This is a genomic window from Microcoleus sp. B3-D2, assembly GCF_036705345.1.
In the GTDB taxonomy this organism is placed as follows: domain Bacteria; phylum Cyanobacteriota; class Cyanobacteriia; order Cyanobacteriales; family Microcoleaceae; genus Microcoleus.
The window spans coordinates 18,374-41,424 of the sequence record NZ_JAUBUG010000025.1; the positions used below are offsets into that span (position 1 = coordinate 18,374).

21 protein-coding genes are annotated in these 23,051 nt (G+C 45.4%); 13 read left to right on the forward strand and 8 right to left on the reverse strand.

Translation table 11 applies throughout. From position 1 onward, the window contains the following. The first annotated feature begins 458 nt into the window (after positions 1 to 458). The 4 genes from QUB14_RS11780 to QUB14_RS11795 all read left to right on the forward strand — a co-directional run bounded on the left by QUB14_RS11780 (position 459) and on the right by QUB14_RS11795 (position 6,354). Positions 459 to 2,459: an FAD-dependent oxidoreductase gene (locus QUB14_RS11780; RefSeq protein ID WP_445251835.1), complete on the forward strand. Its 2,001-nt coding sequence runs from the start codon at positions 459 to 461 to the stop codon at positions 2,457 to 2,459. Positions 2,460 to 2,751: 292 nt separating this feature from the next. Beyond that, complete coding sequence (locus QUB14_RS11785; protein ID WP_333217164.1) at positions 2,752 to 3,438, forward strand: methyltransferase domain-containing protein; 687 nt, start codon at positions 2,752 to 2,754, stop codon at positions 3,436 to 3,438. Next, entirely contained in the window at positions 3,438 to 4,508 is a 1,071-nt protein-coding gene (locus QUB14_RS11790; RefSeq protein WP_333217167.1) for an aromatic ring-hydroxylating dioxygenase subunit alpha, read from the forward strand. The genes QUB14_RS11785 and QUB14_RS11790 overlap by 1 nt, the downstream gene beginning before the upstream one ends. 163 nt (positions 4,509 to 4,671) lie before the next feature. Then, entirely contained in the window at positions 4,672 to 6,354 is a 1,683-nt protein-coding gene (locus tag QUB14_RS11795; RefSeq protein WP_333217169.1) for a DUF262 domain-containing HNH endonuclease family protein, read from the forward strand. A 102-nt stretch (positions 6,355 to 6,456) separates the two neighbouring features. Here QUB14_RS11795 and QUB14_RS11800 read toward each other — a convergent pair whose 3' ends face one another. Beyond that, entirely contained in the window at positions 6,457 to 6,930 is a 474-nt protein-coding gene (locus tag QUB14_RS11800; protein WP_333217170.1) for a hypothetical protein, read from the reverse strand. A gap of 127 nt (positions 6,931 to 7,057) precedes the next feature. Here QUB14_RS11800 and QUB14_RS11805 point away from each other — a divergent pair, with 127 nt between their 5' ends. Next, the gene (locus QUB14_RS11805) at positions 7,058 to 7,291 is read left to right on the forward strand and encodes a hypothetical protein (protein WP_333217172.1); all 234 of its coding nucleotides are present in this window, start codon (positions 7,058 to 7,060) and stop codon (positions 7,289 to 7,291) included. Further along, positions 7,263 to 7,655, forward strand: a complete 393-nt coding sequence (locus QUB14_RS11810; protein WP_333217173.1) for a transcriptional regulator — start codon at positions 7,263 to 7,265, stop codon at positions 7,653 to 7,655. Before QUB14_RS11805 ends, QUB14_RS11810 begins: the two co-directional genes overlap by 29 nt. Positions 7,656 to 7,671: 16 nt before the next feature. Here the strand turns inward: QUB14_RS11810 and coaBC are convergent, their stop codons facing one another. From coaBC to QUB14_RS11835, 5 genes are all read right to left on the reverse strand, one after another. Then, positions 7,672 to 8,871 carry a bifunctional phosphopantothenoylcysteine decarboxylase/phosphopantothenate--cysteine ligase CoaBC gene (coaBC, locus tag QUB14_RS11815; protein WP_333217174.1) on the reverse strand — a complete coding sequence of 400 codons (1,200 nt, stop codon included), beginning with the start codon at positions 8,869 to 8,871 and terminating at the stop codon, positions 7,672 to 7,674. 297 nt (positions 8,872 to 9,168) lie between these two features. Then, a complete protein-coding gene (gene isiD / locus QUB14_RS11820; RefSeq protein ID WP_006632739.1) occupies positions 9,169 to 9,381 on the reverse strand; it encodes a protein IsiD in 213 nt (70 codons plus the stop codon). 45 nt (positions 9,382 to 9,426) lie between these two features. After that, a complete protein-coding gene (locus tag QUB14_RS11825; RefSeq protein ID WP_333217175.1) occupies positions 9,427 to 10,050 on the reverse strand; it encodes an alpha/beta hydrolase in 624 nt (207 codons plus the stop codon). Positions 10,051 to 10,444: 394 nt separating this feature from the next. Next, positions 10,445 to 12,535: a CHASE domain-containing protein gene (locus QUB14_RS11830; protein ID WP_333217176.1), complete on the reverse strand. Its 2,091-nt coding sequence runs from the start codon at positions 12,533 to 12,535 to the stop codon at positions 10,445 to 10,447. Between the two features lie 376 nt (positions 12,536 to 12,911). Beyond that, positions 12,912 to 14,822: an ATP-binding protein gene (locus QUB14_RS11835; RefSeq protein WP_333217177.1), complete on the reverse strand. Its 1,911-nt coding sequence runs from the start codon at positions 14,820 to 14,822 to the stop codon at positions 12,912 to 12,914. 397 nt (positions 14,823 to 15,219) lie between these two features. Here QUB14_RS11835 and QUB14_RS11840 point away from each other — a divergent pair, with 397 nt between their 5' ends. Then, positions 15,220 to 15,417, forward strand: coding sequence for a hypothetical protein (locus tag QUB14_RS11840; protein WP_190662806.1), 198 nt, complete (start codon positions 15,220 to 15,222; stop codon positions 15,415 to 15,417). A gap of 540 nt (positions 15,418 to 15,957) precedes the next feature. Further along, positions 15,958 to 16,803, forward strand: coding sequence for a cyanophycinase (locus tag QUB14_RS11845; protein ID WP_333217178.1), 846 nt, complete (start codon positions 15,958 to 15,960; stop codon positions 16,801 to 16,803). 162 nt (positions 16,804 to 16,965) lie between these two features. On the opposite strand, the gene QUB14_RS11850 is transcribed toward QUB14_RS11845, so the two are convergent. Further along, the gene (locus QUB14_RS11850; RefSeq protein WP_190662808.1) at positions 16,966 to 17,214 is read right to left on the reverse strand and encodes a hypothetical protein; all 249 of its coding nucleotides are present in this window, start codon (positions 17,212 to 17,214) and stop codon (positions 16,966 to 16,968) included. 839 nt (positions 17,215 to 18,053) lie between these two features. On the opposite strand from QUB14_RS11850, the gene QUB14_RS11855 reads away from it, so the two are divergent. From QUB14_RS11855 to QUB14_RS11870, 4 genes are all read left to right on the forward strand, one after another. Then, positions 18,054 to 19,427: an alpha-amylase family glycosyl hydrolase gene (locus QUB14_RS11855; RefSeq protein WP_333217179.1), complete on the forward strand. Its 1,374-nt coding sequence runs from the start codon at positions 18,054 to 18,056 to the stop codon at positions 19,425 to 19,427. Next, positions 19,406 to 19,585 carry a hypothetical protein gene (locus QUB14_RS11860; RefSeq protein ID WP_333217180.1) on the forward strand — a complete coding sequence of 60 codons (180 nt, stop codon included), beginning with the start codon at positions 19,406 to 19,408 and terminating at the stop codon, positions 19,583 to 19,585. Before QUB14_RS11855 ends, QUB14_RS11860 begins: the two co-directional genes overlap by 22 nt. Before the next feature lie 412 nt (positions 19,586 to 19,997). Then, the gene (locus QUB14_RS11865; RefSeq protein ID WP_006632731.1) at positions 19,998 to 20,375 is read left to right on the forward strand and encodes a BON domain-containing protein; all 378 of its coding nucleotides are present in this window, start codon (positions 19,998 to 20,000) and stop codon (positions 20,373 to 20,375) included. Between the two features lie 113 nt (positions 20,376 to 20,488). Further along, complete coding sequence (locus QUB14_RS11870; RefSeq protein WP_333217181.1) at positions 20,489 to 20,905, forward strand: DUF2294 domain-containing protein; 417 nt, start codon at positions 20,489 to 20,491, stop codon at positions 20,903 to 20,905. Here the strand turns inward: QUB14_RS11870 and QUB14_RS11875 are convergent. After that, positions 20,874 to 21,332, reverse strand: coding sequence for a response regulator (locus QUB14_RS11875; RefSeq protein WP_333217182.1), 459 nt, complete (start codon positions 21,330 to 21,332; stop codon positions 20,874 to 20,876). The genes QUB14_RS11870 and QUB14_RS11875 overlap by 32 nt on opposite strands. Before the next feature lie 539 nt (positions 21,333 to 21,871). Here QUB14_RS11875 and QUB14_RS11880 point away from each other — a divergent pair. Next, positions 21,872 to 22,675: a DUF2267 domain-containing protein gene (locus QUB14_RS11880; RefSeq protein WP_333217183.1), complete on the forward strand. Its 804-nt coding sequence runs from the start codon at positions 21,872 to 21,874 to the stop codon at positions 22,673 to 22,675. Positions 22,676 to 23,051: the final 376 nt, after the last annotated feature.

Sequence of the window (23,051 nt, forward strand, 5' to 3'; positions counted from 1 at the left end):
TCCCCTGAATCGAGCGCCGATATATTGAGTTACCTCAGGAGATATATTCTCTGTATTTACTTATTTTAAAATAGTTAATTTTTTTCGCGCCAACTTACTTAAAGCTCGACTGGTTAATTGTTTTGCCTTGGATATCTGCCCGGTTATTTCCTACACTTCGCCTAGACTGCCTTTTGCCTAAGATTTAGCATGAAAATCTCCTAGTTTTTTAACATCATTGGCGGCGGTTGCCAAGAGTTGAGCAACATAAATAAAAACACTTAATTATTTAGAGGATTTTACGCTATGCGGTCGATCGCTTTTTCGTTGTTGATTCTTAAGTTCTCTCCTAGATAACTAAAGCCTGCTTCCTTCCGCTATACATTGTGTGCGATCGCACTTGACACGGTGCGATCGCGATCGGACTGAGGAATGTGTCTTAGTATTTCTTCACATATCCTGCTTTCGGTCTATGATATATGCCTTATGGCGTATTTGTGTTTAAAGCCCGTTACCGCGTACCGCTGATGAGTCAATCAACCAATTCACCGCTATCCCAACCAGTTTCTCGAAGAACCGCCCTCAAATTCCTCGGAGTCGGTGCCGCCGGCGGGCTGCTGGGCTACTCTCGATTTTCCAAGCCAGAGCCCACCGTTTTTGTGCAAGATTCTCTTGACTTGCCGCGAATGCTGAATAACCGCAAAACCGTTGCAGTTGTGGGGGCAGGCTTGGCCGGGCTCGCCTGTGCTTACGAGCTCAGTCAGCGGGGTTTCGCCGTAACATTGCTCGACAAATCGCCCCAACTCGGTGGCAAAATTGCTAGTTGGCCGATTAAAGTTGGGAACGAAAATTTTATGATGGAACACGGTTTCCACGGTTTTTTCCCGCAATACTACAACCTCAAAAGTGTGGTTGAAGAACTAGAAATTACCGATAACTTTGTATCTTTAGAATCCTACGCTGTTTTGTTTCGAGACGGCAAATACAAACCCGAAGTTTTCCGTCCCAACCATTCAGCTTTTCCCTGGAATATAGTTGATTTGGGGATATCTTCTCCCAATCGGCTCAAGTGGGGAATCAATCTTACAAAACCCGCTCACTGGCAAGTATTTCGGGAAATCGGCGGTTTTCAAACTAAAAAAACTTTCGAGCGCCTAGACAATATATCAGTTGCCGACTGGGTAAAAGGTGAATTTCCGCGCGGACTTTATGACTTGTATTTTCTGCCTTTTGCCAAATCCAGCCTCAACGCTCCAGACGAATTGAGCGCGGGAGAATTAATGCAATTTTTCCACTTTTACTTTTTCGGAAATCCAGAGGGTTTGGCCTTCAACGGCACGCGGCAAGATATGGGGACGAGTTTGGTGCAGCCTATTGCCAGAGCCATTGAAAGCAAAGGCGGCAAAGTATTGACAGATGTCGCAGTCAGTGAGATTCGCTGGGAAAACGGCAAGATTGATTCTCTGAGTTACCAGTCGGGAGACGTGCAAAGTAAAATACCTTTTTGGGTTAAGCGAAACGCGCTGTTAACTGATAGCAACTCTACCGAATATTTCGGCGCTGGGGACAGCGTATTTGCCGCCGCACCGTCGGGAAAAGAGGCAATTTCTCTGACCTGCACTCACCAAGGCTGCACGGTTCAGAAACAGAACGACGGTCAATTTCACTGTCCTTGCCACGGGGCAGTTTTTGATGCCGAAGGGCGAGTGGTGAGCGGGCCTGCTCAGCGGGATTTGCCTCGATTTAAGGTAGTCGATGAAAAAGCAGATGAAATACAGTTAGCAGCAGCGGTTAACCAATCGCAGCCGCAAAAATTGGGAGAAACATTGAAGGCTGATTACTATGTTTTGGCGGCAGATGTTCCGGGGATGCAGCATTTGTTTAGTTTAGCCAGCGGTGAGGTGAATCCGCAGGTGCAGAGTCGGATCGAGAGTTTGAATATAGCCGATCCGTTTGCGGTGGGCCGCTTTTGGTTCGATCGCGAATTTCCATGGGAGCACAGCAATTTCAGTTCGCTTTCCGGCTACAAACTGACTGACAGCATTACGCTTTACCACCGAATTCAGGATCAGTTCATCGAGTGGAATCAGAAAACTGGCGGTAGTGTAGTGGAACTGCACGCTTATTGTTACAAGGAAAAGGAATTTCCGAACCAGGAAGTTTTACTGGCGACTTTTGAGCAAGAATTGTACGAAATTGTACCGGAATTAAAAGAGGCAAATATGCTGCACCGGGAATTAGTAAATCAAAAGAATTTCTCTGGATATCCCCCCGGTAGTTATGCGGAACGCCCGGAGACTTGCTGCGCTGTACCTAATCTTTTGTTTGCGGGAGATTGGGTAAAAATGCCGTTTCCTTGCGGTTTAATGGAAAGGGCGGTTAGCAGCGGTTTGTTGGCAGCTAATGCTATTTTATATCAGGAGGGTTTGCAGAGGCGATCGCTCTTGACGGTGAATCCCGAAGGCGTGTTAAAAATCTAAGGTTTGTAGCGGGGCGGGTTTTATAAATTGTCAATTATCGGCTGCTATTCTCGGTAAAACCCGCCCCCTGTCATACCATTTTAGATTTTAGATTTGAAGAAATGGGAATCACTGATTAAATAAGGATTTGGAGGTTTCCTAAAGTTGCATTCTTTTTTTAAGATGAGTTACGGTTTGTGGGTGTGGTTTCGCTGAGGGGAAAAGGCAGAGCTTGCGAACAAAAAAAATATCTGCGTTGAGGGGGGTGGATCTGCGGTTAAAATATTATTGAATGAGTATAAAGCAATAATAGATGCTGAAGAGTAACTGCAAAATTCGCAATAAATCTGTAATGTTTGATGCTTTTGCAACAGAATATGATTTCGCCGCCACCTTGCAAAACCAGAACGATTTCTTTACTAACAACCTATCGGTCAGCAAAGGTGCAGCATTAGATATTGGCTGCGGTTCGGGAATTCTTGCTTTTGAATTAGCCCAGTATTACGATAATGTAGTGGCCGTCGATTTATCAGCAAAAATGCTGGACATCGCCCGTCAAAAACGCTCATCCCCCAATATCGAATACATCCAAATGGATGCCAGTCAATTAGCGATCGACCGCAAATTTGATTTAATAGTTAGTGCTGCTACTTTTCACCACCTGCCCAACCTCCCAGCCGCCCTTGAGGCAAGTAAAAAATTGTTAAATCCGCACGGAAAAATCGTCTTTTTAGATAATATATCGGAAGTCGAGACACCTCCTAGAATAGGCTACATATTAGGGGCAGCGAGAGATTTTAAGCCCGACTGTTCCACCTACGGATTTCGCAATGCTTTAAGATTATTAAAATTTAGATTGTCGCCGGGGTGGTTGAAGCATTTAGCTAACGATAGGTATTTGTCAGAACGGAGATTTAGAAAAATTTACGGTCGTTGCTTTCCGGGCTGTTATTTTGTAAAATTGGGTTGTTTTATGGGCGTAATTTGGGAACATTTATAATGCAAAACAACGCGATAAAATCGGTATCTGCAAGGGGAGAAAAAACTCACATCCGCGAGTTGGGCATTAATCTGGATCGCTGGTATGCCATCGCCCGCAGCACCGAGGTGCAAACTCAGCCGCTAGCTGCGAAAATCTGGAATCGGGCGATCGTACTTTTCCGCGACAGTTCAGGCAAAATCAACGCTTTAGAAGATAGATGTCCGCACCGGCAAGTTAAACTCAGCCACGGCCAAGTTAAAGGCGATTTAATCGAATGTGCTTACCACGGATGGCGGTTAAATGCAAGCGGAGAATGCGCCGAAGTCGATTATTTAGCAGAAAATCAAAAGCTACCTAAGTGCAAAATTCGCTCCTACCCAGTCCAGGAAAAAAACGGTTTTATCTGGCTGTTTCCCGGCGAAGAAATGCGAGCAGAAAAAATAGATTTATTGGATTTGCCAGAGTGGGAACATCTCAATTATATTGCCACAGTTTCAGTCATCGACTGTCAGGCACACTATTCATTTTTAATTGAAAACTTGATGGATATGTACCACGGACACTTGCACGATGACTGGCAAGCTTGGGCAAATCCGGTGTTAGATACTATAGAAGAAAACGAGCATCAAGTAACAGCGCGCTATCAGGCACAAAGTTATTACAAAATAGATAAAATTTGGTCAATTTCTCAGTTATTTTTTAAGTTTTTGCGCCGACTGCACCCGGAACCGCTGGACGTGAGTTATGTTTACCCGCATTGGGTTTCCACTTTGGGGAGCGACTTTAAGATTTACTGCTTGGTTTGTCCGGTTAGCGAGACGGCAACTCGCGCTTATTTAATTCATTTTACCTCATTAAATGCGTTTTGGCGGCTGCACAAATTGCCTGTTTGGTTTCGCAGGTTTATCAAAGATAGTTGTTTCGGTGCGGCTCAAAAGTTATTAGATGGTTTGGTGCGGCAGGATGTGTTAATGATTGAGGAAGAACAGCAGGCTTTTTTGCAGAATTCAGAAACAAAAAATTATGAATTAAATCGAGCTTTGGGGAGCGTGCAAAAGTTGATGAGAAGTCAGGCGGAAAATGGATGATATATTCACTCGCAGATTGAAACCTGTGGCGGGACGAATGAAACCAGCCTGCACAGGCTAAGTTGAGGGTTAGCCTTTCCAAGCTTGAGCATGGTATTCTAGTAACAAGGAAAATTGACTTTCGGGAAGCAATTAACAACCACACCTAAGACAGGAACCCAGCATGAACCGTGTCAGCATCAAGGGTGAGGAACACCCCATTAGAAAAATCTTTAGCGATGACTTTATGTTCACCATTCCCCTCTACCAACGTCCCTATGCTTGGACAAATGAGCAAGCTGGAGAACTGCTGGAAGACTTGCTAACATCATTGGGAGATGGCAATGACACGATTGATCAACTCAACCCGTACTTTCTAGGCAGCATTGTTTTGATCAAATCTGGGCCGCCAGATGCTGAAATTGTAGATGGTCAGCAACGTCTAACAACTCTCACCATACTACTAGCTGCTCTCAGGGCATCATTGCCAACAGAACACGCCAATGACTTGACCACTTATCTATACCAAAAAGGCAGCTTAATCGCGGGTATAAATAATCGTTACCGTCTGACTTTGCGCGAGCGAGATGCCGAGTTTTTTAAGGAATATATTCAAAATGAAGGTGGTATTAACAAGCTCAAAGAATTGAACAATGTTGAGCTGATGGATACTCAGAAGCTTATTAAAGAAAATGCACATTTATTCTTGCAACGTTTGCAGACGATCGCGGAATCCCACCGTATACGTCTTGCCCAGTTCCTCATTACCCAGTGCTTCTTGGTAGTGGTTTCTACGCCTGACTTTGACTCTGCATATCGGATATTTTCTGTGTTGAACAACAGGGGATTGGATCTCTCCCTAACTGATATCTTGAAAGCTGACATTATTGGAAAAATACCAGAAGGGCAAAAAGAAAAATATACTAAAAAGTGGGAAGATACCGAGGAGGATCTGGGACGCGAGTTATTCAAAGACTTGTTTTCTCATATTCGGATGATTAAGGAAAAGAAAAAACTTAGCAAGAGTATCCTTAAAGAGTTTCAGGAAAACATCAATCCTGCCGCAGGGTCTCAGCAATTCATTGATGAAATTTTATATCCTTATGCTAAGGCTTTTTCCGAAATTCAAAACTTAAGGTATGAAAGCGAGCGGCGGCCCGAGGAAATTAATCAACTATTTAAATGGTTAAACAAAATTGATAATTTTGACTGGATACCGCCTGCGATTCTCTACCTGTCGCGCCACCGTAATAACCCGGATAATTTGGTGCGTTTTTTTACGGATTTAGACCGCCTTGCGGCAGGTTTAATGATTGTCCGCGCCAATATCAATGAGCGCATTGAACGTTACAGCAGATTGCTTACTGCTATTGAGCAAGAGGAAGATTTATTCAATTCCAATTCACCGCTCCAGTTTACTCCTGAAGAGTCAAAAAATATCCTCAGAGTCCTCGATAGTGACCTTTACCTAATTCAAAAAATTCGTCGTTATGTTTTGCTGCGCTTAGATGCTGCTCTGTCAGAAGGTGAAGCATCTTACAACTTCTCCAACATTACTGTCGAGCACGTACTTCCCCAAAATCCCGACGCTAATAGTGAGTGGATGAAGTCGTTTCCTAGTCAGCAAGAGCGCGATCAATATGTGCATCGTCTTGGCAACTTAGTTTTGCTATCTTCTGCGAAAAACACTCTGGCACAAAATTATGATTTTGATGTGAAAAAACAGAAGTATTTCACCACTAAGACAGGTGTTTCACCCTTTGCACTTACTACCCAAGTGCTGCGGGAACAGGAATGGACGCCAGAAGTAATCGCTCGACGACAGAAAGAGCTGATTAATGTTCTCAAGAATCTTTGGCGTTTATAGGATAATTGAATTTGATATCAAATCGCTCTTATCTGTCCATCAGCACAAAACCATCTGCGTCCATCTGCGGTCAAAAAAATCTAAATTCCGTCAGCAAAAACTTTACTTTTTAGGTTGCTGCTGCTGGTAAACGCTGATAACTTTATCGGCATAAGTAGCAGTTGCGCCACTTTTGCAAGCTGCGGAGTCCCCTGTCATCCACCAGCAAGCGGCGCGGCGTACAGCGGTTAATTCATTGTTGCTGCTAGCTTTGTACTCGTCGCGCAGCAAATCGCCCACGATACAGGTAACAATTGATTTGGCTTTTGTCGCGTCGGCCTCAAATTGTTGGGGTGTTAAATCTTGTTTGGTACAGAATTTTGCCCAGCGGGAAATATTGCCCGGTAAAACTTGCCACTGACTGTACATTCCGTCATTTGCGGCTTGTGGCGGCGCGGCTTGTCGCAGCGCTTCTACGAGGGCGGAAACTTGGGCGTCGGTGACTGCTTGCGCTGTGGCTGGAAGTGCTTGCAATCCGAGGCTAATTATCAGGCTGCCGAAGAGTAGATTGGTTTTTGCGATCGATTTAAAATTCATTCACAATGCCCTGTTTGATTTAAACTTTGTTTCCTCAAACAAGGTTTACTATTTTGTCTATCGAATACCTCTGTCTTAAGTATGATTTCCCCACTTAATGCACTGTCGATCGCCCTTACGAGAGAAATTGTTAATCAATGTACAACCCCGGGAAATTCGACGTTACACTACAGCAGAGGGTACGGCACCATTCACCGAGTGGGTTGATGCCCTCCGCGATCGGAATGTTAGAGTTAAAATCAAATCCTTGATAATTGTGGTCATCCCCATTGCTGGGGATAAAAGCACCCAAGAACAGAACATTCGACAAGCTATAGAATACTGGACAGATTATGAAAAACGTGAAAGCACCGACAAGTGATAGCTACCGCGAGTACCTAATTGAATCTCTCCACGAGCCGGAAAAAGCTGCTGGTTTTATGGGCGCTATCTTGGAAGAAAAAGACCCTGAACCCGCACTTTTGAGAAATGCCATCCGAAAGGTGATTGACGCTAAAATCAGGATGAATGCTCTTTCGGAGTCAGCCAAACAGCATCACGAAAAACTCGACAAGCTGCTGACTGAAAGTGCAGGTTCGGAAATCTATAGTTTGGTAGAATTGCTCGAAGCATTAGGATTTAAACTAGAAATTACTGTCGCAGATACTGAGTTGTCGGCTGACTCAGAAGCGGAGATTGGGGAATCAGAATTATCGCCCGAACCAGTAGTAATTAATCCCAGTTAATGAGTAAATCGCGCCCTCACCCTTCCCTCACAAAATCTAACAATCGGTGAGCCATTTCTAGCTTGCTGCAAGGTGCTATTTCTACTTGCTTGCCGGCGGCATTAATTAATATTGCTTGATTGGTATTGCTGCCGAAACCTGCACCTATTTGATCGATCGGGTTTGCGGCAATTACATCCAGTTTCTTCGCCCGCAATTTCTCCAAAGCCGGCTTGACAATATCCCCCGTTTGTGCTGCAAACCCGATTAATTTTTGGTGGGGCTGTTTCAAAATTCCCAACTCTGCCACAATATCCGCTACCGGTGCCAACGGTAAACAATTCGGGAGCGATCGCTTCGGCAGTTTCTCACTACTGTACTCAGCCGGCTTCACATCCGCTACTGCCGCAGCCATCACCGTCAAATCGGCATCGTGAAAGCATTGCAGCATCGCCTGCCGCATTTCTTGTGCACTGGTAACTGCGATCGCCCGCACACCTGAGAGCGGCAATTCGCCAGTTATACTGTGTACCAGCGTCACAGTCGCGCCGCGGTGCTGTGCAGCTTGCGCCAAAGCTATACCCATTTTGCCACTGGAAGGATTGCCGATAAACCGCACCGGATCGAGGTGTTCCCGCGTTCCTCCCGCACTGATCAACACCCGAAGGCCCGCTAAATCTCGATCGCCCTTCGCATACAACAGCGATTCAATATGAGGCAAAATCTCACCAGGTTCTGCCATGCGGCCGACACCCGCGCGATCGCACGCCAGCATTCCCGCCCCCGGATTCGCAGCATGATAGCGCCCATAAGTCAACACTTCCCGCCAATTCCGCTGCACCGCCGGCTGTTCCCACATATCCGTATTCATCGCCGGCGCCAGCAAAATTGGGCAATTAGAAGCTAAGACAGTATTAGTCAGCAAATTATCAGCAAAACCCCCCGCCAACTTAGCCAAAGTATTAGCTGTCAAAGGAGCAATCACAAAAACTTCCGCCCATTCTCCCAGTTGAATATGCAGGGGACGCCCGTGACTTGCTTGCCAAAAATCTTTGTCAGTAAAAGCAGGATGGCGGCACAGAGTAGCAAAAGTCAAAGGCGTGACAAACTCCCCGGCCGCATCAGTAAGAATAGCTTTAACTTCAGCTCCAGCTTTCGCTAAAGTTGAAACTACTTCGCAAACTTTATAAGTCGCAATCCCGCCGCTAACGCCGATTAAAATTCGTCTGCCTTTCATGATTTTTGGTAATACAGCAACCTTCGAGGTTATGAGTACTTGATGAATTCCTGAAACCAGTGCGAAGAATTGCCCGATCGCATCTCCTCATTCTTTCTTCCTTCTTCCTTCTTCCTCATTCTTTCTTCCTTCTTCCTTCTTCCTTCTTCCTTCTTCCTTCAGCCATAAAAAAGAATCAAGAAAGAAATTAAGATAAAAACAGACTCAAATCTCTAATTCATCTGTTTAATCCGCAACAAAATATGCTGCTAACTTCTTCCTCAATTCCGTCGAATTTTTTGACCTAGATTTTTAAGTCTATGCTTCGTCGTAGGCTTCCATATCCAGAAGGTGGAGATAAGGTTCAACCAGCTCCGGCCGCTGAAAGGCAAGCGATCGCAACAAATGCCAATCATTCAATCCCTCAAAAGGATCTGTATAATCGTCAACTTCCAAACGGACAGCCAATTCTGCCACGTCCTGAGAAGTAAGTACAGCAATATCGCGCGATGCTTTGGTTAAAGTTTTCATTTTTTTCCCCTGCCCGAGACTTCCGCCATACTATATACTAAACCTTTAATCAGATTTCGACACAGTTTGTACAACAAAACTTCGCATTACATCTATAACTTCCGGCAGAATCTCGTGTCCCATGTTAAATTCTTGATACTGCACCGCAGCTCCCCAAGCCGTCAAACTCTCGCGCGATCGCACAGCAGCACTAACCGGCACAATAGTATCTTGAGTACCGTGCACGATTAAAACAGGTGGCAAAGCACTCCCAGCAACTGGCGAAATCGGGTGTAAATAACCGCTCAGACAAATTAAACCGGCTACGGGCAAAGTCAACCCCACATCTAGAGTCATCGCTCCGCCTTGAGAAAAGCCACCTAAAATCGTGCGAGATAAAGGCACGCCCGTGCTGCTTTCCAAAGACAGCAAAAATTCCCTCAGCAATTGCCGGCTTTCTACCAATCCCTGAGCGTCTTTGCTTTGAAGGTTATACCACGCTTTGCCGCTCGTTACCTGGGGATGGGGGAAGGGGGCATCGGGAAACACAAACTGATAATCCGGCAAATTGAAAACGGGTGCTAAGGAAGTCAAATCCCGAGCATTAGCACCCCATCCATGCAAAGCGACCATCAAAGCGAGAGGTTGGCGATCGGTTGTGGGCGGAATGCTAATAGATTGTAAAGACATCGTAGTTAATAATTGGTAATCTGGCCTTGCTACAATTATAAATTGTCACGACGGGTAAAACCCCATATATTTGTTCTCAGCCATATTCCACTGGAAATTAGCACGCGCTTGCCAATAACTATAACAGTTAACAGTTAACAGTTAACTGTTGAAAGTAGAGTACGGAATCCGCACCTTTCCCAAGTAGAGTTCGGATAGTTCACATTTTCTAAACAGGAATTATGGAGCATCTCATATTTGTAAAAACACTTTTTCTGGCTCCTTCCTTCTTCCTCCTTTCTTCTGACTCTTTCCTCCTGGCTCCTGCCTCCTGCCTCCAAACTCCAATTTTGGGCTGGGCTGCTTTCATTGAGATGCTCCCAGTCAGACTCAGCTAGAAACGAGATTTCTCCCGCTAATTCCAACTGGCACCTACCGCAGGTGAAACCTTAGAAACAGATTGCTTAGACTGTTGCCGCACCGGCACCTCAATCCAGAATTCACTTCCCTCTCCCGGAGCCGATACGCACCTGAACGAACCTTTATGTTTTTCCACTATTTGATAGCCGATCGACAATCCCAAGCCAGTACCTTTGCCTACAGGCTTGGTAGTAAAAAACGGATCGAACAAACGTTTTTTTACATTCTCCGTCATACCCGCTCCATTGTCAGCAATTCGCACGCATACACAATTGGAACTTAAAAGTTCAGTACGAATCCGAATCCTAGGTAAAAAAGCCGCATCATAGGGATTTTTACCATTGGGTAAAATGTGACTCTTTTCTTCATGTAAAACATCAATGGCATTGCTCAAAACATTCATAAATACCTGATTCAATTGTCCAGCCCAGCACTCCACTAAGGGCAAATTTCCGTATTCTTTGATGACTTGAATGCCCGGAAAACCAGGTTGGGGTTTCAGCCGACTATCCAAAATCATCAAGGTGCTGTCAATGCCTTGGTGAATGTCAACCGACTTCATTTCAGCTTCATCCAAGCGCGAAAAGTTCCGCAGAGAAAGCACGATCTGGCTGATCCGTTCAGCTCCCATATTCATAGATTGTAGGATTTTAGGCAAGTCTTCACTGATAAACTCCCAATCAATCTCTTGTAGTTTCGCTTGCACTTCGGGCGTTGGGTTGGGATATTGCTGCTGATATATTTCCACAAGTTCCAGCAAGTTTCGGGTATATGCGCCTGTATGGATCAGGTTGCCAGAGATGAAGTTGACAGGATTATTAATTTCGTGGGCAACTCCAGCCACCAACTGCCCCAAGCTGGACATTTTTTCAGTTTGGATTAGTTGAAATTGAGCTTCCTGCAAATTTTTTAGTACCGTTTCTAGTTCAGCGGTGCGCTGTTTTAGTTGAATTGTCCGATCGTACACTTGCTGTTCTACTTTTGCAGTACGTTCTAGAGACATCAACAGGTAAATCGTCAAGCCGCCAGTCATCAATAGCCCGATCGCGCCAATTGCCAGCGAACCCTGATGCGTCGTCATACTGTTGTACCCCTTCCCAGGCAAAACTAGCAGCCTCCACTGGCGGTCTGCTACGTTAAATAGGCGAGTGCAAGCACTAGGATTTTGACAGATTTTTCCCTGCAAATTAGCTAACTCTGGCTTTTCGTGTTTTGGGTTATCTATCAACTGCTTAGCTTGTGAGTCGTAGCGCACCAGAAAGCGTTCTTTCTCTATAGCAGAGTTGTCATAGAGGTAAAAATTAATCTTGTCTAAATTTAGCGATTCTAAAGAGAAAGCGACCATATTGGTAATCTGAAACAGACCCGCAATAACTCCCATTAGGTTTTGGGGGGCGTGGATCGAGTTATCAGCAGAAGTTGTGCGGCGGGGTACTGGTAGAAATACTTGCAATCCCGGTTGATTGTTGCTGACTAATCTAATCCGCCCGGAAGCGGCTATTTTCCCGGTATTCACCGATTTCTCTAAAGCTGCTTTGCGATCGGGGCTGGAGGCAACATCAAAACCGATCACTTTGTTATCTTCTTCTAGTGCTTCTCTGTAAATAATTGGAAAATATTCCGATCGCACTTTTGCTTTGACCTGCTTTTTGTCAGGAGTTCGCTCGTAAATTTGAAATGCCGGAAAACCTTCGGCTCGAATTGTTTGTTCGTAAGCTACTTTTTGGGCAGCCGGCACGCGCCGAATCCAGTTAACAGAATGTATAGCAGAATTTCGGGAAAGTGCAGGTTGAGTGAATTGCTTAAAATCTTGTCTGCTAACTTCACTAGATGCGCTGTAGAATGCTTCAAGTGAGTACAGAAATTCTAAATTTTTGTTGATGCTTTGCTGCAATGCCACATTCAGGCGATCGGCTTGCTGATGAAATTCAGCTTGCATTCGTTGGTTTTCCGAATGCCACACGACGGCTGCGGCTGCCAATGACAAACTCGTGCCGGTGGAAAGAATCAGCGCTGCTGGAATGTAGCGACGGTGCGACAGTAAACTTTCCTTCAGCGAATTAAACCAATTGCTCGCAACATTCATATTTCCACACCTTGTGCTACCGGAGTGCAATTGTTTAAAGACTTGTGAAGTTCCTTGATAGCACGATCGACAGCCTATAAACTAAATTGTTTAAAAACTTACGATCGCAGCAATAGCACTTACCCTGAGAAACCCAATTTCTACGAAAATATTGGTGTGGTAACGAGAAAGTTGGGAAGCAATTGGCTTTTTACGAATAGTGCATCCCCCACTGAGGGATTGCCACCAATTGTAACTAAGTGTAACGAAGCGAGTTTAAATCTGGGCGAGCCCCAAGTTACTTCCCCGGAAGCACCCGAGAACGAGAAAAAGCCTCGATCTGGTGGGGCGGGTAATCAATACCCGCCCTACAAAGCCAACTTAAATGTGGAACAGCTTACAAAACAGTCCCTATTTCCTTCAAATAAACCCGTGTGAACGGTTCATCATCTCCCAGAGTATACTGTTCGATCAACCCTTGGCGGCGAATAGAAATACTATTTCCTTCCCTCACCACAACAGTATCGTGATCGGTGCTTTCTCGGATCAACATCATCTCAGTTTCTCCCGGATTGTCCAGCACCACCATATTGCTCCCCCCATAAAACATTCCCTCAGCTTCCAAAATATTTCCGGGATATTCAGCAATTAACAAATCGAGCTTGGGATTCCGCAGCAAACTTTGCACGTTAAGATTGTAATTCTTATGCAAAACTTTTTCAGAACGGTTAACAAAAAGTCCCCCGCGGCAAACAGCACCGATCGTCCAATCGGGATGCTGCAAAAGAATGTGGTCGATTGTTTCTTGCAGATCGTGCACCGAAATTTGGTTGAAAGTAATAATCGGAATTCGGGCGGATTTTCCCGAGTCAAAGAAAGTTTCGACAATATGCGACGGCACATCAACCCCTTCTCCGACAGCCGGGTTGAGGTGCATAAAAATTCCCGGCGCGGCATTGATTTCGAGAATCCCAAAATTGCCGGTTTTCCAAGATTTGGCGAGAGTTTCTGTTACCACATCAACCCCCAAACAAGTTAACCGAAAATGTAGGGCGATATCTTGTGCTAAAACGATGTTATCCGGGTGAATACTGTGGGTAGCGTCGATGCTGACGCCACCTGCGGAAAGATTGGCGACTTTGCGTAGAGACACAGTACGATCGCGCTCTAGGACACTATCTAATGACAGCCCTTGTTCTGCCAGATACATTTCCATCGCTTCGTCGGACTGAATTTTGCTCAGGGCCGAAGTTGGCGTATCCAAACGTTCTGGTTTGCGGTTTTCGCGGCGGATCAATTCGCGAACTGTTGAGTCGCCATCACCTGTTACCCAAGCGGGCCGGCGTTCAGTTGCCGAAACAAATTTGCCGTCAACGCACAACAGCCTAAAATCCGATCCTTTGATGCTGTTTTCCACAATTACTCGCACCGGTTCTGTTTCGGGAATGGCCTTAACTGCTCTTTTAAAAGCGGCTTGCAATTCCTCACCATCTCGGATATCTGCTGTGACGCCAATTCCTTTATGACCGACTACTGGTTTGACAGCAACTGGATAGCCAATGTCTCTAGCGACTGCCAGAGCTCCGCTTTCTGTGGAGACGATATCGCCTTTGGGAACAGGAAATCCTAATGTAGCGAGAAAAGCTTTACAATCGTCTTTGCGCGTGGTAAAATCTGAGTCTAAATGGCTGTCAGAATCAAAAGTAGTTGCAGAGCCGCGCACCAGTTTTTTGCCGTAACCGTATTGCATCAATCCTTCATCCCACAAATAAAATACGGGAATGTCTTTTTGAGATGCCGCTCGCATTAACGAATAAACTGTCGGGCCTCCGTAAACAGACTGCCGGAACATATTTTGCAGCGCGCCCATTTGTGCTTCCAAGGGAAAGTCTTGATTTTGATTGATGGCTTCAAACCAATCCCAAACTGCGTAAACTACGGCTCTGGCGGTGCGGGCGTGAAGTGCTTCTATGCTAATTCTGTTAAACTGAGAAAACGCCTGGATGTTCCAGTTGTGGAAGTGCAAACCCATGTCGAGTTTGGCTACTTCTGAGGCGGTACGGCCGAAGAGTTGGGCGTGGTTCGAGAAAGTTTCGTGCAGGAGTTGCGGGTAGCGATCGCCAATAATTTCCTGGTAATGTGCGATCGGCAAAGGTTCGCTCGCGCCCGTCAACGTTAAATCGAAAACTAAAGCTGCTGTGTCTAAATAAGGGTTTGGCCCCATATAGTGTTTGAAGTTGAAAACATCAAAAACATCTGTTTTTCGAGCATTGACGCGGGCTGTTTCGGTGCTTTTTTCTTGCAGCATTTTCTAACCTCCTTTTAGCTAATTTTTAACGTTAACTTTATAGTCGGTGCAGGGGATACTACCTGCGGGCATAGATATCGCACTGCTCAGTTGAGACAACTAATCGGGCCCATTCTGCCTTCACCACTATTGCGAGAGTGGGGGAGTGGGGTAGTGGGGTAGTGGGGCAGTGGGGCAGTGGGGCAGTGGGGGAGATGGGAGAGGGGGAGAGTGGGAAAATATTCCTTCTTTACTTCAACATCAGACTGAGCATTCATGACTAAGCATTGGTAACTAAGCACTTATAACTAATGACTGCTTCCTTCCCCGTTCAGAAAAAACCTATAACTTTAGAGAGGTACACTCCCCACTTATAATTGTTTATGACTGTGAAAGAAAATTTAAGAAACAGCAAATTATGAATATCGCACAAACTGCTCTCAGGGAGAAAGTTCATGAATTAGCTGAGGAAGCATTTCACCGGAAGCTAATTTCTGGCTACGGCGACGGTCAAAACAGCAACGAATATCAGATTGTCTGGAACGGCAAACCCAGACACCTACCTTTAGAACGGGCGAGTACCATATTGAGCAATTTGATCGAGCGATCGCACTAACGGGCGATCGGACTAATTGAGGACTGACGCCGCTCAATCTGATTTTTACGAGCAATCAGAGGAGGATTAGCGAAGAATCTGGTCAGAAACCGGATCGATCACCCCCCGCGCGTCGGCCTTGTAATTTAAGCTCATTTTTTGACCCCTCCTATCTCCTGTTAGGGGGGGTAAGTTTTTTGTGGCGATCGTCGAGGATGAGTTAAGTAGATAGTCCTAGACGCAGAAACCGGTTTTTTTTACCAGTCGCGGACGCAAAAGCTCTCTCAAAAACCGGGGTTTCTGAGTTAAGTTTTTCCGTTCAAACGTAGAATTTTCGTTCCTATTCCCGGTTTCTTTAGTCTAGTCCCTACAGGACTGTTTAAAAAACCATCGTTACAGCCCGGAGCAAGACTAAAAAACCACTATAACGCTTGAGCTGTGAGCGTCCTGGAGGGGTAGAAGTCTGATATTTTTTTTGTATCTATATATACCTTTGGGCAGTTCTCGGAAAAAGGAATTTTGTGTTTTAGTGAAACTTAATAAATTAAAAGTGGAGATAATATGGCGAGCCAGGAAACTCAGGGGAAGTTGCTAATTATTGGTGGCGCGGAAGACAAAGAGGGCGACTGCAAAATTCTGCGGGAATTCTTGCGCTGCGCTGGAGGCACTAAAGCCCGCATTGTGGTAATGACCGCTGCAACAAGCCTACCGGGAGAAGTAGGAGATAATTACATCCGAGTGTTTGAGCGACTTGGCGCTGAAGATGTGCGAGTTATTGACACTCAAAGACCCGAAGATGCCAGCGATCCAGAGCATTTAGAAGCGATCGAACAAGCCACGGGCATATTCTTTACCGGCGGAGATCAAGCGCGGATTATTAGCTGCTTGAAAGACACCAAACTCGACGCAGCTATGCACAAACGCTACTCGGAAGGGATTATCATTGGTGGCACCAGTGCCGGCGCGGCGATGATGCCAGACATGATGATTATTGAAGGAGACTCGGAGACAAATCCCCGCGTTGATGCGGTAGCAATGGGCCCGGGAATGGGTTTCCTTCCCAATGTTGTCATCGACCAGCATTTCGCCCAACGAGGCCGTCTGGGACGCTTAGTTACAGCACTCTTGCTGCAACCGGCTGTGTTGGGATTTGGTATTGACGAAAATACAGCTATTTTAGTCCACGGTGACGAGTTGGAAGTCATTGGCGAAAGCGCTGTAACTGTCATCGACGAGTCGGAAAAACTCCACGACAATATTGAGGGACGTTTGAAGGATGAGGGTTTAGCGATTTGCGGGGCCAAGTTGCACATCCTCCCCCACGGATATCGGTTTAACTTGAAAACTCGCCAGCCGGTGTTTGATAGCGCAGCAACAACAGCAGAGAGACAAAGGCAGCTCGCCTAATTTACTTGCAACTGGCAAACCTCTCAAAAGTATGTATGGTGTGCAGTGTACACCTTACCGCTGCAACGAAGTAGGATGGTGAAAAAGCCACTTTCTGCGTCCAAAACCAATAAAAAGAAGAGGTCAAATCCTCTTCTTTTTATTGCTGGGGTTTCGGGCTTTTTAAGCACTTTTCTGTTCGCCAAAAATCGACTGCTGCCCTTCTTCAGTCGATATTAAATTCCACCCTTGAACTCTCAGCTTCTGAAATGTTGCCCATCCCTTAGAACCGCCCGGTTCCCGGTAGTCGGATACAGCGAACTGCGGAAAAGCTGTATAAGGCCGCCACGCCTGACGCGCATCGGTACGCAAGTGCAATATCTTTTCTCCATTGCCTCCGAGTCTGGGCAACCAACACATTTGTTTTAGCATATTTAACACTCCAGAGTTTTACAGTAACGGTAATTCGCCAACATCCCACATTAAACTTTTAGAGCCTTAGAGCCGCTGCTCGGAATATCTAACGGGTAACAGGGACGAATGAGATTTTCACCGATTACCAATTACTGAGGTAGCAGCAGTCATTAAAGCTGATTTTGGTTCTACAAAGTTTACCGGTCAACAACTATAAAACAAGTGCTGCCAAGACATAAGCAAAAATAATCATTGCTATTCTCGGCTCAAACTTGGCTTAAAGTCGCAGGAAAACCCAGTTGAATATAGGATTCATGTTTCTGGTTTCCCTTGCCTTATAATTACAAGCTCATCCTCTCTGTTCCCGCATAAAATGACCTCTTTCTACGGTATTATTCCTGTCTGCTAAAAAATGTTTCTTTAGTTACAAATGTTAAATAGTCACCACGATTTATTTAGTTATCAAAAGTTAAATTACTTTTCATACAATACTTCGGACAGTTTTGGATAGCCAACCGTAGAATAAGGGTTCAAGGCTCTAAGGCAAGTTCGCTACCAACGGAAAATCTAGGGTTTCAGACTACGAACTCAAAACAGTCCGGACTATTTTTCATAAATAGCACTTAATAAGTTTTAGTTACTTTAACTACATTTTTGATTAAAAGCAGGTTTAGGATGCCTAGGGGCGCACCTTACTCAATCGCTAGGGTTCGCACTACTAAATCCTGCGGCTGCGCCCCCAAGTACCTTACAACGTAAGAGTTACAGGTTTAACTCTTAAGAACGGTGGCAACGGATTTACCAAATTGTAAAAATCACTACTAATCACGCTTATAAGTTCTGCAAACCAGGTATTCATGACCGCTGCAATTGAATTCAAACTCTTCGCTCCCAACAACAAAGCAGCTACACTGCTCGGCTCCTTTTCCCAATGGGCAGCAATTCCCTTAGAAAAAGATGAGAAACGTTATTTCCGCACTAACATTAAGTTAGAAGACGGTATTTATCAATACAAATTCCGAGTTCAGTCGCAAAGTCCATGTTTTGAACCGGACGAATGGGTAGAAGTCAATGACCCCTACGCTACTGAAATTGACCGCACTACTAATACAAGTACAGTTCGCATCAAAGCAGGCGCGCGAATTATTGATACCTATGTTTGGCAGCACGACGACAAAGAACTCCCTCATAATGAAGAATTAGTCGTTTACGAAATGCACGTTGCTGATTTTTCCGGGCGGGATGGTTCCGAAAGTGGCGATAAATTCCAGCAGGTGAGGGAGAAATTAGATTATCTGTGCGATTTCGGGATAAATGCGATCGAACTAATGCCAGTTAATGAATATCCGGGCGATTATAGCTGGGGCTACAAAGTCCGCGATTTCTTTGCCTTAGAGTCCAGCTACGGCGAAACCGCAGATTTGAAGCAATTGATTGACGAGTGCCACGGACGGGGCATTCGGGTGATTCTGGAAGGGATTTACAACCACTGCGATGAAGAATGTCCCTTATTACTAATCGATCGCAATTATTGGTACTACCGCGACAAAAACTATCCCCAAGATCCGGCTAACTACTGGGGATCGGAGTTTAACTACGAAAACTTCGACCCAAAACTCGGCATTCGTCCTGCTTGGAAATTCATCGGCGATGTCGTTAATTTCTGGATTCAAGAATATCATATCGACGGAATTCGCTACGATGCAGTGCGACAGTTGAACAATCGAGATTTCCTGCACTGGATAACTCGCGAAGCGAAAAAAACCGCTGGCGACAAGCCATTTTACAACATAGCAGAACACATCCCCGAACTTCCCGAACTCGTCGCTGCAGACGGGCCGATGGATGGGTGCTGGCACGAAAGTTTTCGCATTTTTGCCATAGAAAATCTCGCGGGGGATACTTTAGATATTGAAAAGCTCAAGGAAGTTCTGGATGGCAAACAACAAGCCTATCCAAAGGTAACTAATGTTATCAATTATTTAGCCAGTCACGACCGATCGCACTTGCTGGCGGCAGAAAGCTTTCAGACTCTCGACCCAGAAGCGGCTTTGAAACGCGCTAAATTGGGAGCGGTTTTGTTAGTCACAGCAGTAGGAATACCGATGCTGTGGATGGGCCAAGAGTTTGGACAATCCGCTCCGCAAACTCCCAACCAGTTGAATAAACTGCAATGGTTTTTGTTGAAAAATCAGCCAAATCTGAGTTGTTGGAATACTACAAACACGTGATTCGGGTGCGGGAAAAAGTTCCGGCACTTTATACCGAAAATATTGAATTTATCCAAGAAAATGCCGAAGCCAAAGTGCTGGCTTACTACCGCTGGAGCGAGGAGGGAACGCGAGCAGTAGTTGTCGCCAATTTTTCGGATACTTATCTATCTGGTTAATGTATTCCTAAGTTTCCGGCTGCCGGAACTTGGCACGAGTGGATGCACAACAAAATCTTAGAAGTTGGGGAAGAAGGGTTTAAGTTTGATTTGCCGGAATGGTCAGCCTAAGTATTTGTTTGAGAGCGGGAGAATTATGTCTCCAGGCAGATGAGCGGCGGAGTTGTACAACAGTAAATTGTATTTAGGATGGGCGCACCAAACTAAACAAACTGGGTTTTTCTGCCTAGGTGGATGGCTGTAACGATACTTTTTTGTAAAAAAACTCGGTTTCTGCATCCAAGAGTGCGATCGTAATTCCTGGTATTGAGAATAACAATTACAGGGCGACTTGCCAACCGTGAATTAACACGTCAATTAACACGTCAATTAACACGTCAATTAACACAAACTTTGTCGGAGGACAAACTCTATGGGCTGGCTAAAAAGATTGTTTGGTTTAGAAAAACTTGAAAATCAAGAAACTGTTGAGGCTCCTGCTTACCAAGCACCTGTAGCTGAAGCTCAAGCTCAAGCTCAGTCTGGTGGGAGCGCTCAGACAATCCCGCCGGAACGCATGGGATTGAATGGAGAATACGATCAAAGCGGTTTAGCTAAACGGGTGGCTCAGGCTTTTGATGCAAATCCAGATGTTGCGGATATTGAGACTGTTTATGTGGCTCAACTTGGCACTACTGTGGTTCTCAAAGGTACAGTTCCCAGTCAGGAAATTGTCAACAAGTTGGTGACAATTGCTAAAGGTGTTAAGGGTGCAACTGGGGTGGAAACTAATGAAGTTACTGTCGGCTAACGCGACGGTTGTTTCTAACAGTTAGCTGTTAGGAGTTAACAGTTAACTTAACTCCTAACTGTTAACTCCTAACAGTCTTTTTTATTTATCTCTCATGGTTTCAATCAAAAAATATGGCAGGGGAAACCTTAGAACCTACTCGCGGGAAATTAGAACGGACTCTTTCGCAAGGAATTCAAGCTTTGTACCGCTCTCAACTCGGACACTCAACCAGTCAGGCGCTGTGCAATCTTTTGGATAACAAATTGATAATAGTTGTCGAAAATGGGCTTACTCAACCCGAAAAACTGCTGGCCCAGAATGGTCAGCAAGATTTGGCGTTGCAGGTGCGGACACAATTAGAATCACTTCTGGAATTGCCACTAAAAGAATTAATCCAAAAGGTTTTGGGCGTGGGAGTCATTGATTTGCTCCGGGATGCGACCTTGGAGACGGGCCGCACGGGAACGATCGCAATTTTGGACTCTGCACCTCAAGTTCGTGCTTCTAATTATAAATCTAAAACTCAACCAAAACCATTGGAGAGTTAAGGTGCTGGCGGATAATTCTTTCTAAATCTTTGATGTTAAAAGGTTTGGAAAGGTATTCCACGCAGCCGGATTGGAGAATTCGAGCGCGGTCTTCTGGTTTTGCTAGTGCTGTGACAGCGACTATCGGAATATCTCTGAGATCGGGGTTTTGTTGAATGCGTTTTACCACTTCCATACCGTCTATATCCGGCAAGCAAATGTCGAGTACGATTAGGTCGGGAGGTCGATCGACTGCTGCTGAAATAGCTGCATACCCGTCAACGGCTCCTACGCACTCGCAGCCGCATAAATCGAGTATTTGTGTCAGCAGCTCTAAGTTGTCGTGATTGTCATCTACAGCCAACACTAAGGGACGCTGGTCTAGCGCCTGTTGACCGCTATTTACAAACGAGGATTCCAATTTATTGTTCCAGTGAGGGTAGTTCATAAATGCCGAACGAAACGATCAAAAAAGTTGCCCCCGAGGCATTCTTCAAGTGGCGCTGCGGCACTTGACACAGATTGGCTCGTATTTGTAGCTCTCCCATGACCAGTTTTTGGTCTAAGCCGATACAATCTCGCTACAAGGTGCGGGCAAAACGACCGCAGTGGATTAACCCCATAGCATCTGCTTATTCTACCTCTCCTAGCGCCGATTACCAACTGAGGCGCTCTTGGCGTCAGCCTTGGTAAAAATACGCAATAACTACGAAAAATCTTACCAATAAAGCATCCTCGCTTAATAGCATTCCATACTGGCGACAGCTTTTTAGGATATTAACCACATTAGACATGGGTTCCCATAGACGGATCTATCTAAAGGAAGATTATAGCGGACACTTAAGTTTCCTAACTTCCACCTGCTGAGAGATACTTGATTACTCTACTTTAGACTTCAATGTTTTTAAGTAGTAAATCACAATTTAAGCCAGTAAAAAAATTTAGTTTTTACATGAGCTTTACCGGATATTAACCTAGGAGGTTTTAATGACAATTCCAATCAGAGACGACCTGACTTACATTTTGCTCAAAAAGATTGGCAGCGGCAACGGCAGGGGAGAGGCGGAAATTAGGAACGCAGCGGAAGAATATGTCGGTCACCCGGTGGCGGAAGCTGAATTGCTCGGTCATTTGGACTACCTCAACCAAAGAGAATTTATCAAAGCGGAGTTTAGTGGAGAACCTTACGGGGGAACTGAGTTATTGCCGCCTTTAGTGGCATTTCAAGAAGCCGAGTTAACAGAAAAAGGCCGCAAACTGTTACAAAAAATGGAAACGAATCCTCCGACTTCGCTCCACCAGAAAGGATCGGCAGTTCCTATCGCTTCAAAGGATATGCCGTTTTTGGAAAAAGTGCTGGTAAACGGTCACTTGGAGGATATTTTTGATGCCCGCGACATTACCGAAGTAGTGTACCGGGTCATGCGCGACGTGATGACAAAAGATGCCATCGAGCACGTGGAATCTGAATTGCACAAAGAAGTTTTGCCTACGGATGACAAAACCCTGCAACAAGAAATAGCAGACCTCTGGAAAGATACAAATCCGCTGGTGGGATTGCTGAGCCGCATACGTCAGCCTTTGACCGGCCCGCCTGCACCTGCGGGGATCGATGGCAATTTGTTTGCACGGAGGGTGGAACTAGAAGGCTCACTTCCTTCGGGAGTAAAACCGGAAACTGCGATCGCGGCTGTATTTTCGGCAACGAAGGATGAGCTGTCCGAGGAGCGAATTCAGGAAATAGCCGGCTTTTTGCCGGACAGAATTCGGGAATTGTGGGAGTCGGCTTAACGAGACATTTTAAGGTATAAATACTTACCCGCCGGGTTGACCAACCAGTATTCTCCCTCCACAGGGCAGAAGACTGGTTGGTCAACCCGGTTTTTCTCTACCTTTTGTCTGGTAGCTCTGCAATTGCTTTGTAGTGAGGACTCAAGTCCCGATCGAGTTCGAGCGGGACTTGAGTCCTCACTAATTGTCAGATCGCTCTTTCCTTGCCTTGTAATTGCTGTGAAAAAGCCGGTTTCTCACCGAAATTTGTCGATAAACCCGAAATATCCCCAGAAACGGAGTTTCTAGCTGTTGGGTTGGGTCAAGGCCCTAGACGGCGCGAAAGTGTTGTAATGTATAATACAGGGCAACTTAAGACGGTGGCTCGCAAAAATGC

Excerpts from the sequence above, each read along its gene's own strand:
- QUB14_RS11865 (WP_006632731.1), top strand. The coding sequence starts at position 19,998 with ATGGGCTGGCTAAAAAGATTGTTTGGTTTAGAAAAACTTGAAAATCAA.
- QUB14_RS11880 (WP_333217183.1), top strand. The coding sequence starts at position 21,872 with ATGACAATTCCAATCAGAGACGACCTGACTTACATTTTGCTCAAAAAG.
- QUB14_RS11830 (WP_333217176.1), bottom strand. The coding sequence starts at position 12,535 with ATGAATGTTGCGAGCAATTGGTTTAATTCGCTGAAGGAAAGTTTACTG.
- QUB14_RS11780 (WP_445251835.1), top strand. The coding sequence starts at position 459 with ATGCCTTATGGCGTATTTGTGTTTAAAGCCCGTTACCGCGTACCGCTG.
- QUB14_RS11800 (WP_333217170.1), bottom strand. The coding sequence starts at position 6,930 with ATGAATTTTAAATCGATCGCAAAAACCAATCTACTCTTCGGCAGCCTG.
- QUB14_RS11810 (WP_333217173.1), top strand. The coding sequence starts at position 7,263 with ATGAAAAACGTGAAAGCACCGACAAGTGATAGCTACCGCGAGTACCTA.
- QUB14_RS11850 (WP_190662808.1), bottom strand. The coding sequence starts at position 17,214 with ATGCTAAAACAAATGTGTTGGTTGCCCAGACTCGGAGGCAATGGAGAA.
- QUB14_RS11790 (WP_333217167.1), top strand. The coding sequence starts at position 3,438 with ATGCAAAACAACGCGATAAAATCGGTATCTGCAAGGGGAGAAAAAACT.
- QUB14_RS11825 (WP_333217175.1), bottom strand. The coding sequence starts at position 10,050 with ATGTCTTTACAATCTATTAGCATTCCGCCCACAACCGATCGCCAACCT.
- QUB14_RS11840 (WP_190662806.1), top strand. The coding sequence starts at position 15,220 with ATGAATATCGCACAAACTGCTCTCAGGGAGAAAGTTCATGAATTAGCT.
- QUB14_RS11795 (WP_333217169.1), top strand. The coding sequence starts at position 4,672 with ATGAACCGTGTCAGCATCAAGGGTGAGGAACACCCCATTAGAAAAATC.
- QUB14_RS11845 (WP_333217178.1), top strand. The coding sequence starts at position 15,958 with ATGGCGAGCCAGGAAACTCAGGGGAAGTTGCTAATTATTGGTGGCGCG.
- isiD (WP_006632739.1), bottom strand. The coding sequence starts at position 9,381 with ATGAAAACTTTAACCAAAGCATCGCGCGATATTGCTGTACTTACTTCT.
- QUB14_RS11785 (WP_333217164.1), top strand. The coding sequence starts at position 2,752 with ATGCTGAAGAGTAACTGCAAAATTCGCAATAAATCTGTAATGTTTGAT.
- coaBC (WP_333217174.1), bottom strand. The coding sequence starts at position 8,871 with ATGAAAGGCAGACGAATTTTAATCGGCGTTAGCGGCGGGATTGCGACT.
- QUB14_RS11870 (WP_333217181.1), top strand. The coding sequence starts at position 20,489 with ATGGCAGGGGAAACCTTAGAACCTACTCGCGGGAAATTAGAACGGACT.
- QUB14_RS11875 (WP_333217182.1), bottom strand. The coding sequence starts at position 21,332 with ATGAACTACCCTCACTGGAACAATAAATTGGAATCCTCGTTTGTAAAT.
- QUB14_RS11835 (WP_333217177.1), bottom strand. The coding sequence starts at position 14,822 with ATGCTGCAAGAAAAAAGCACCGAAACAGCCCGCGTCAATGCTCGAAAA.
- QUB14_RS11855 (WP_333217179.1), top strand. The coding sequence starts at position 18,054 with ATGACCGCTGCAATTGAATTCAAACTCTTCGCTCCCAACAACAAAGCA.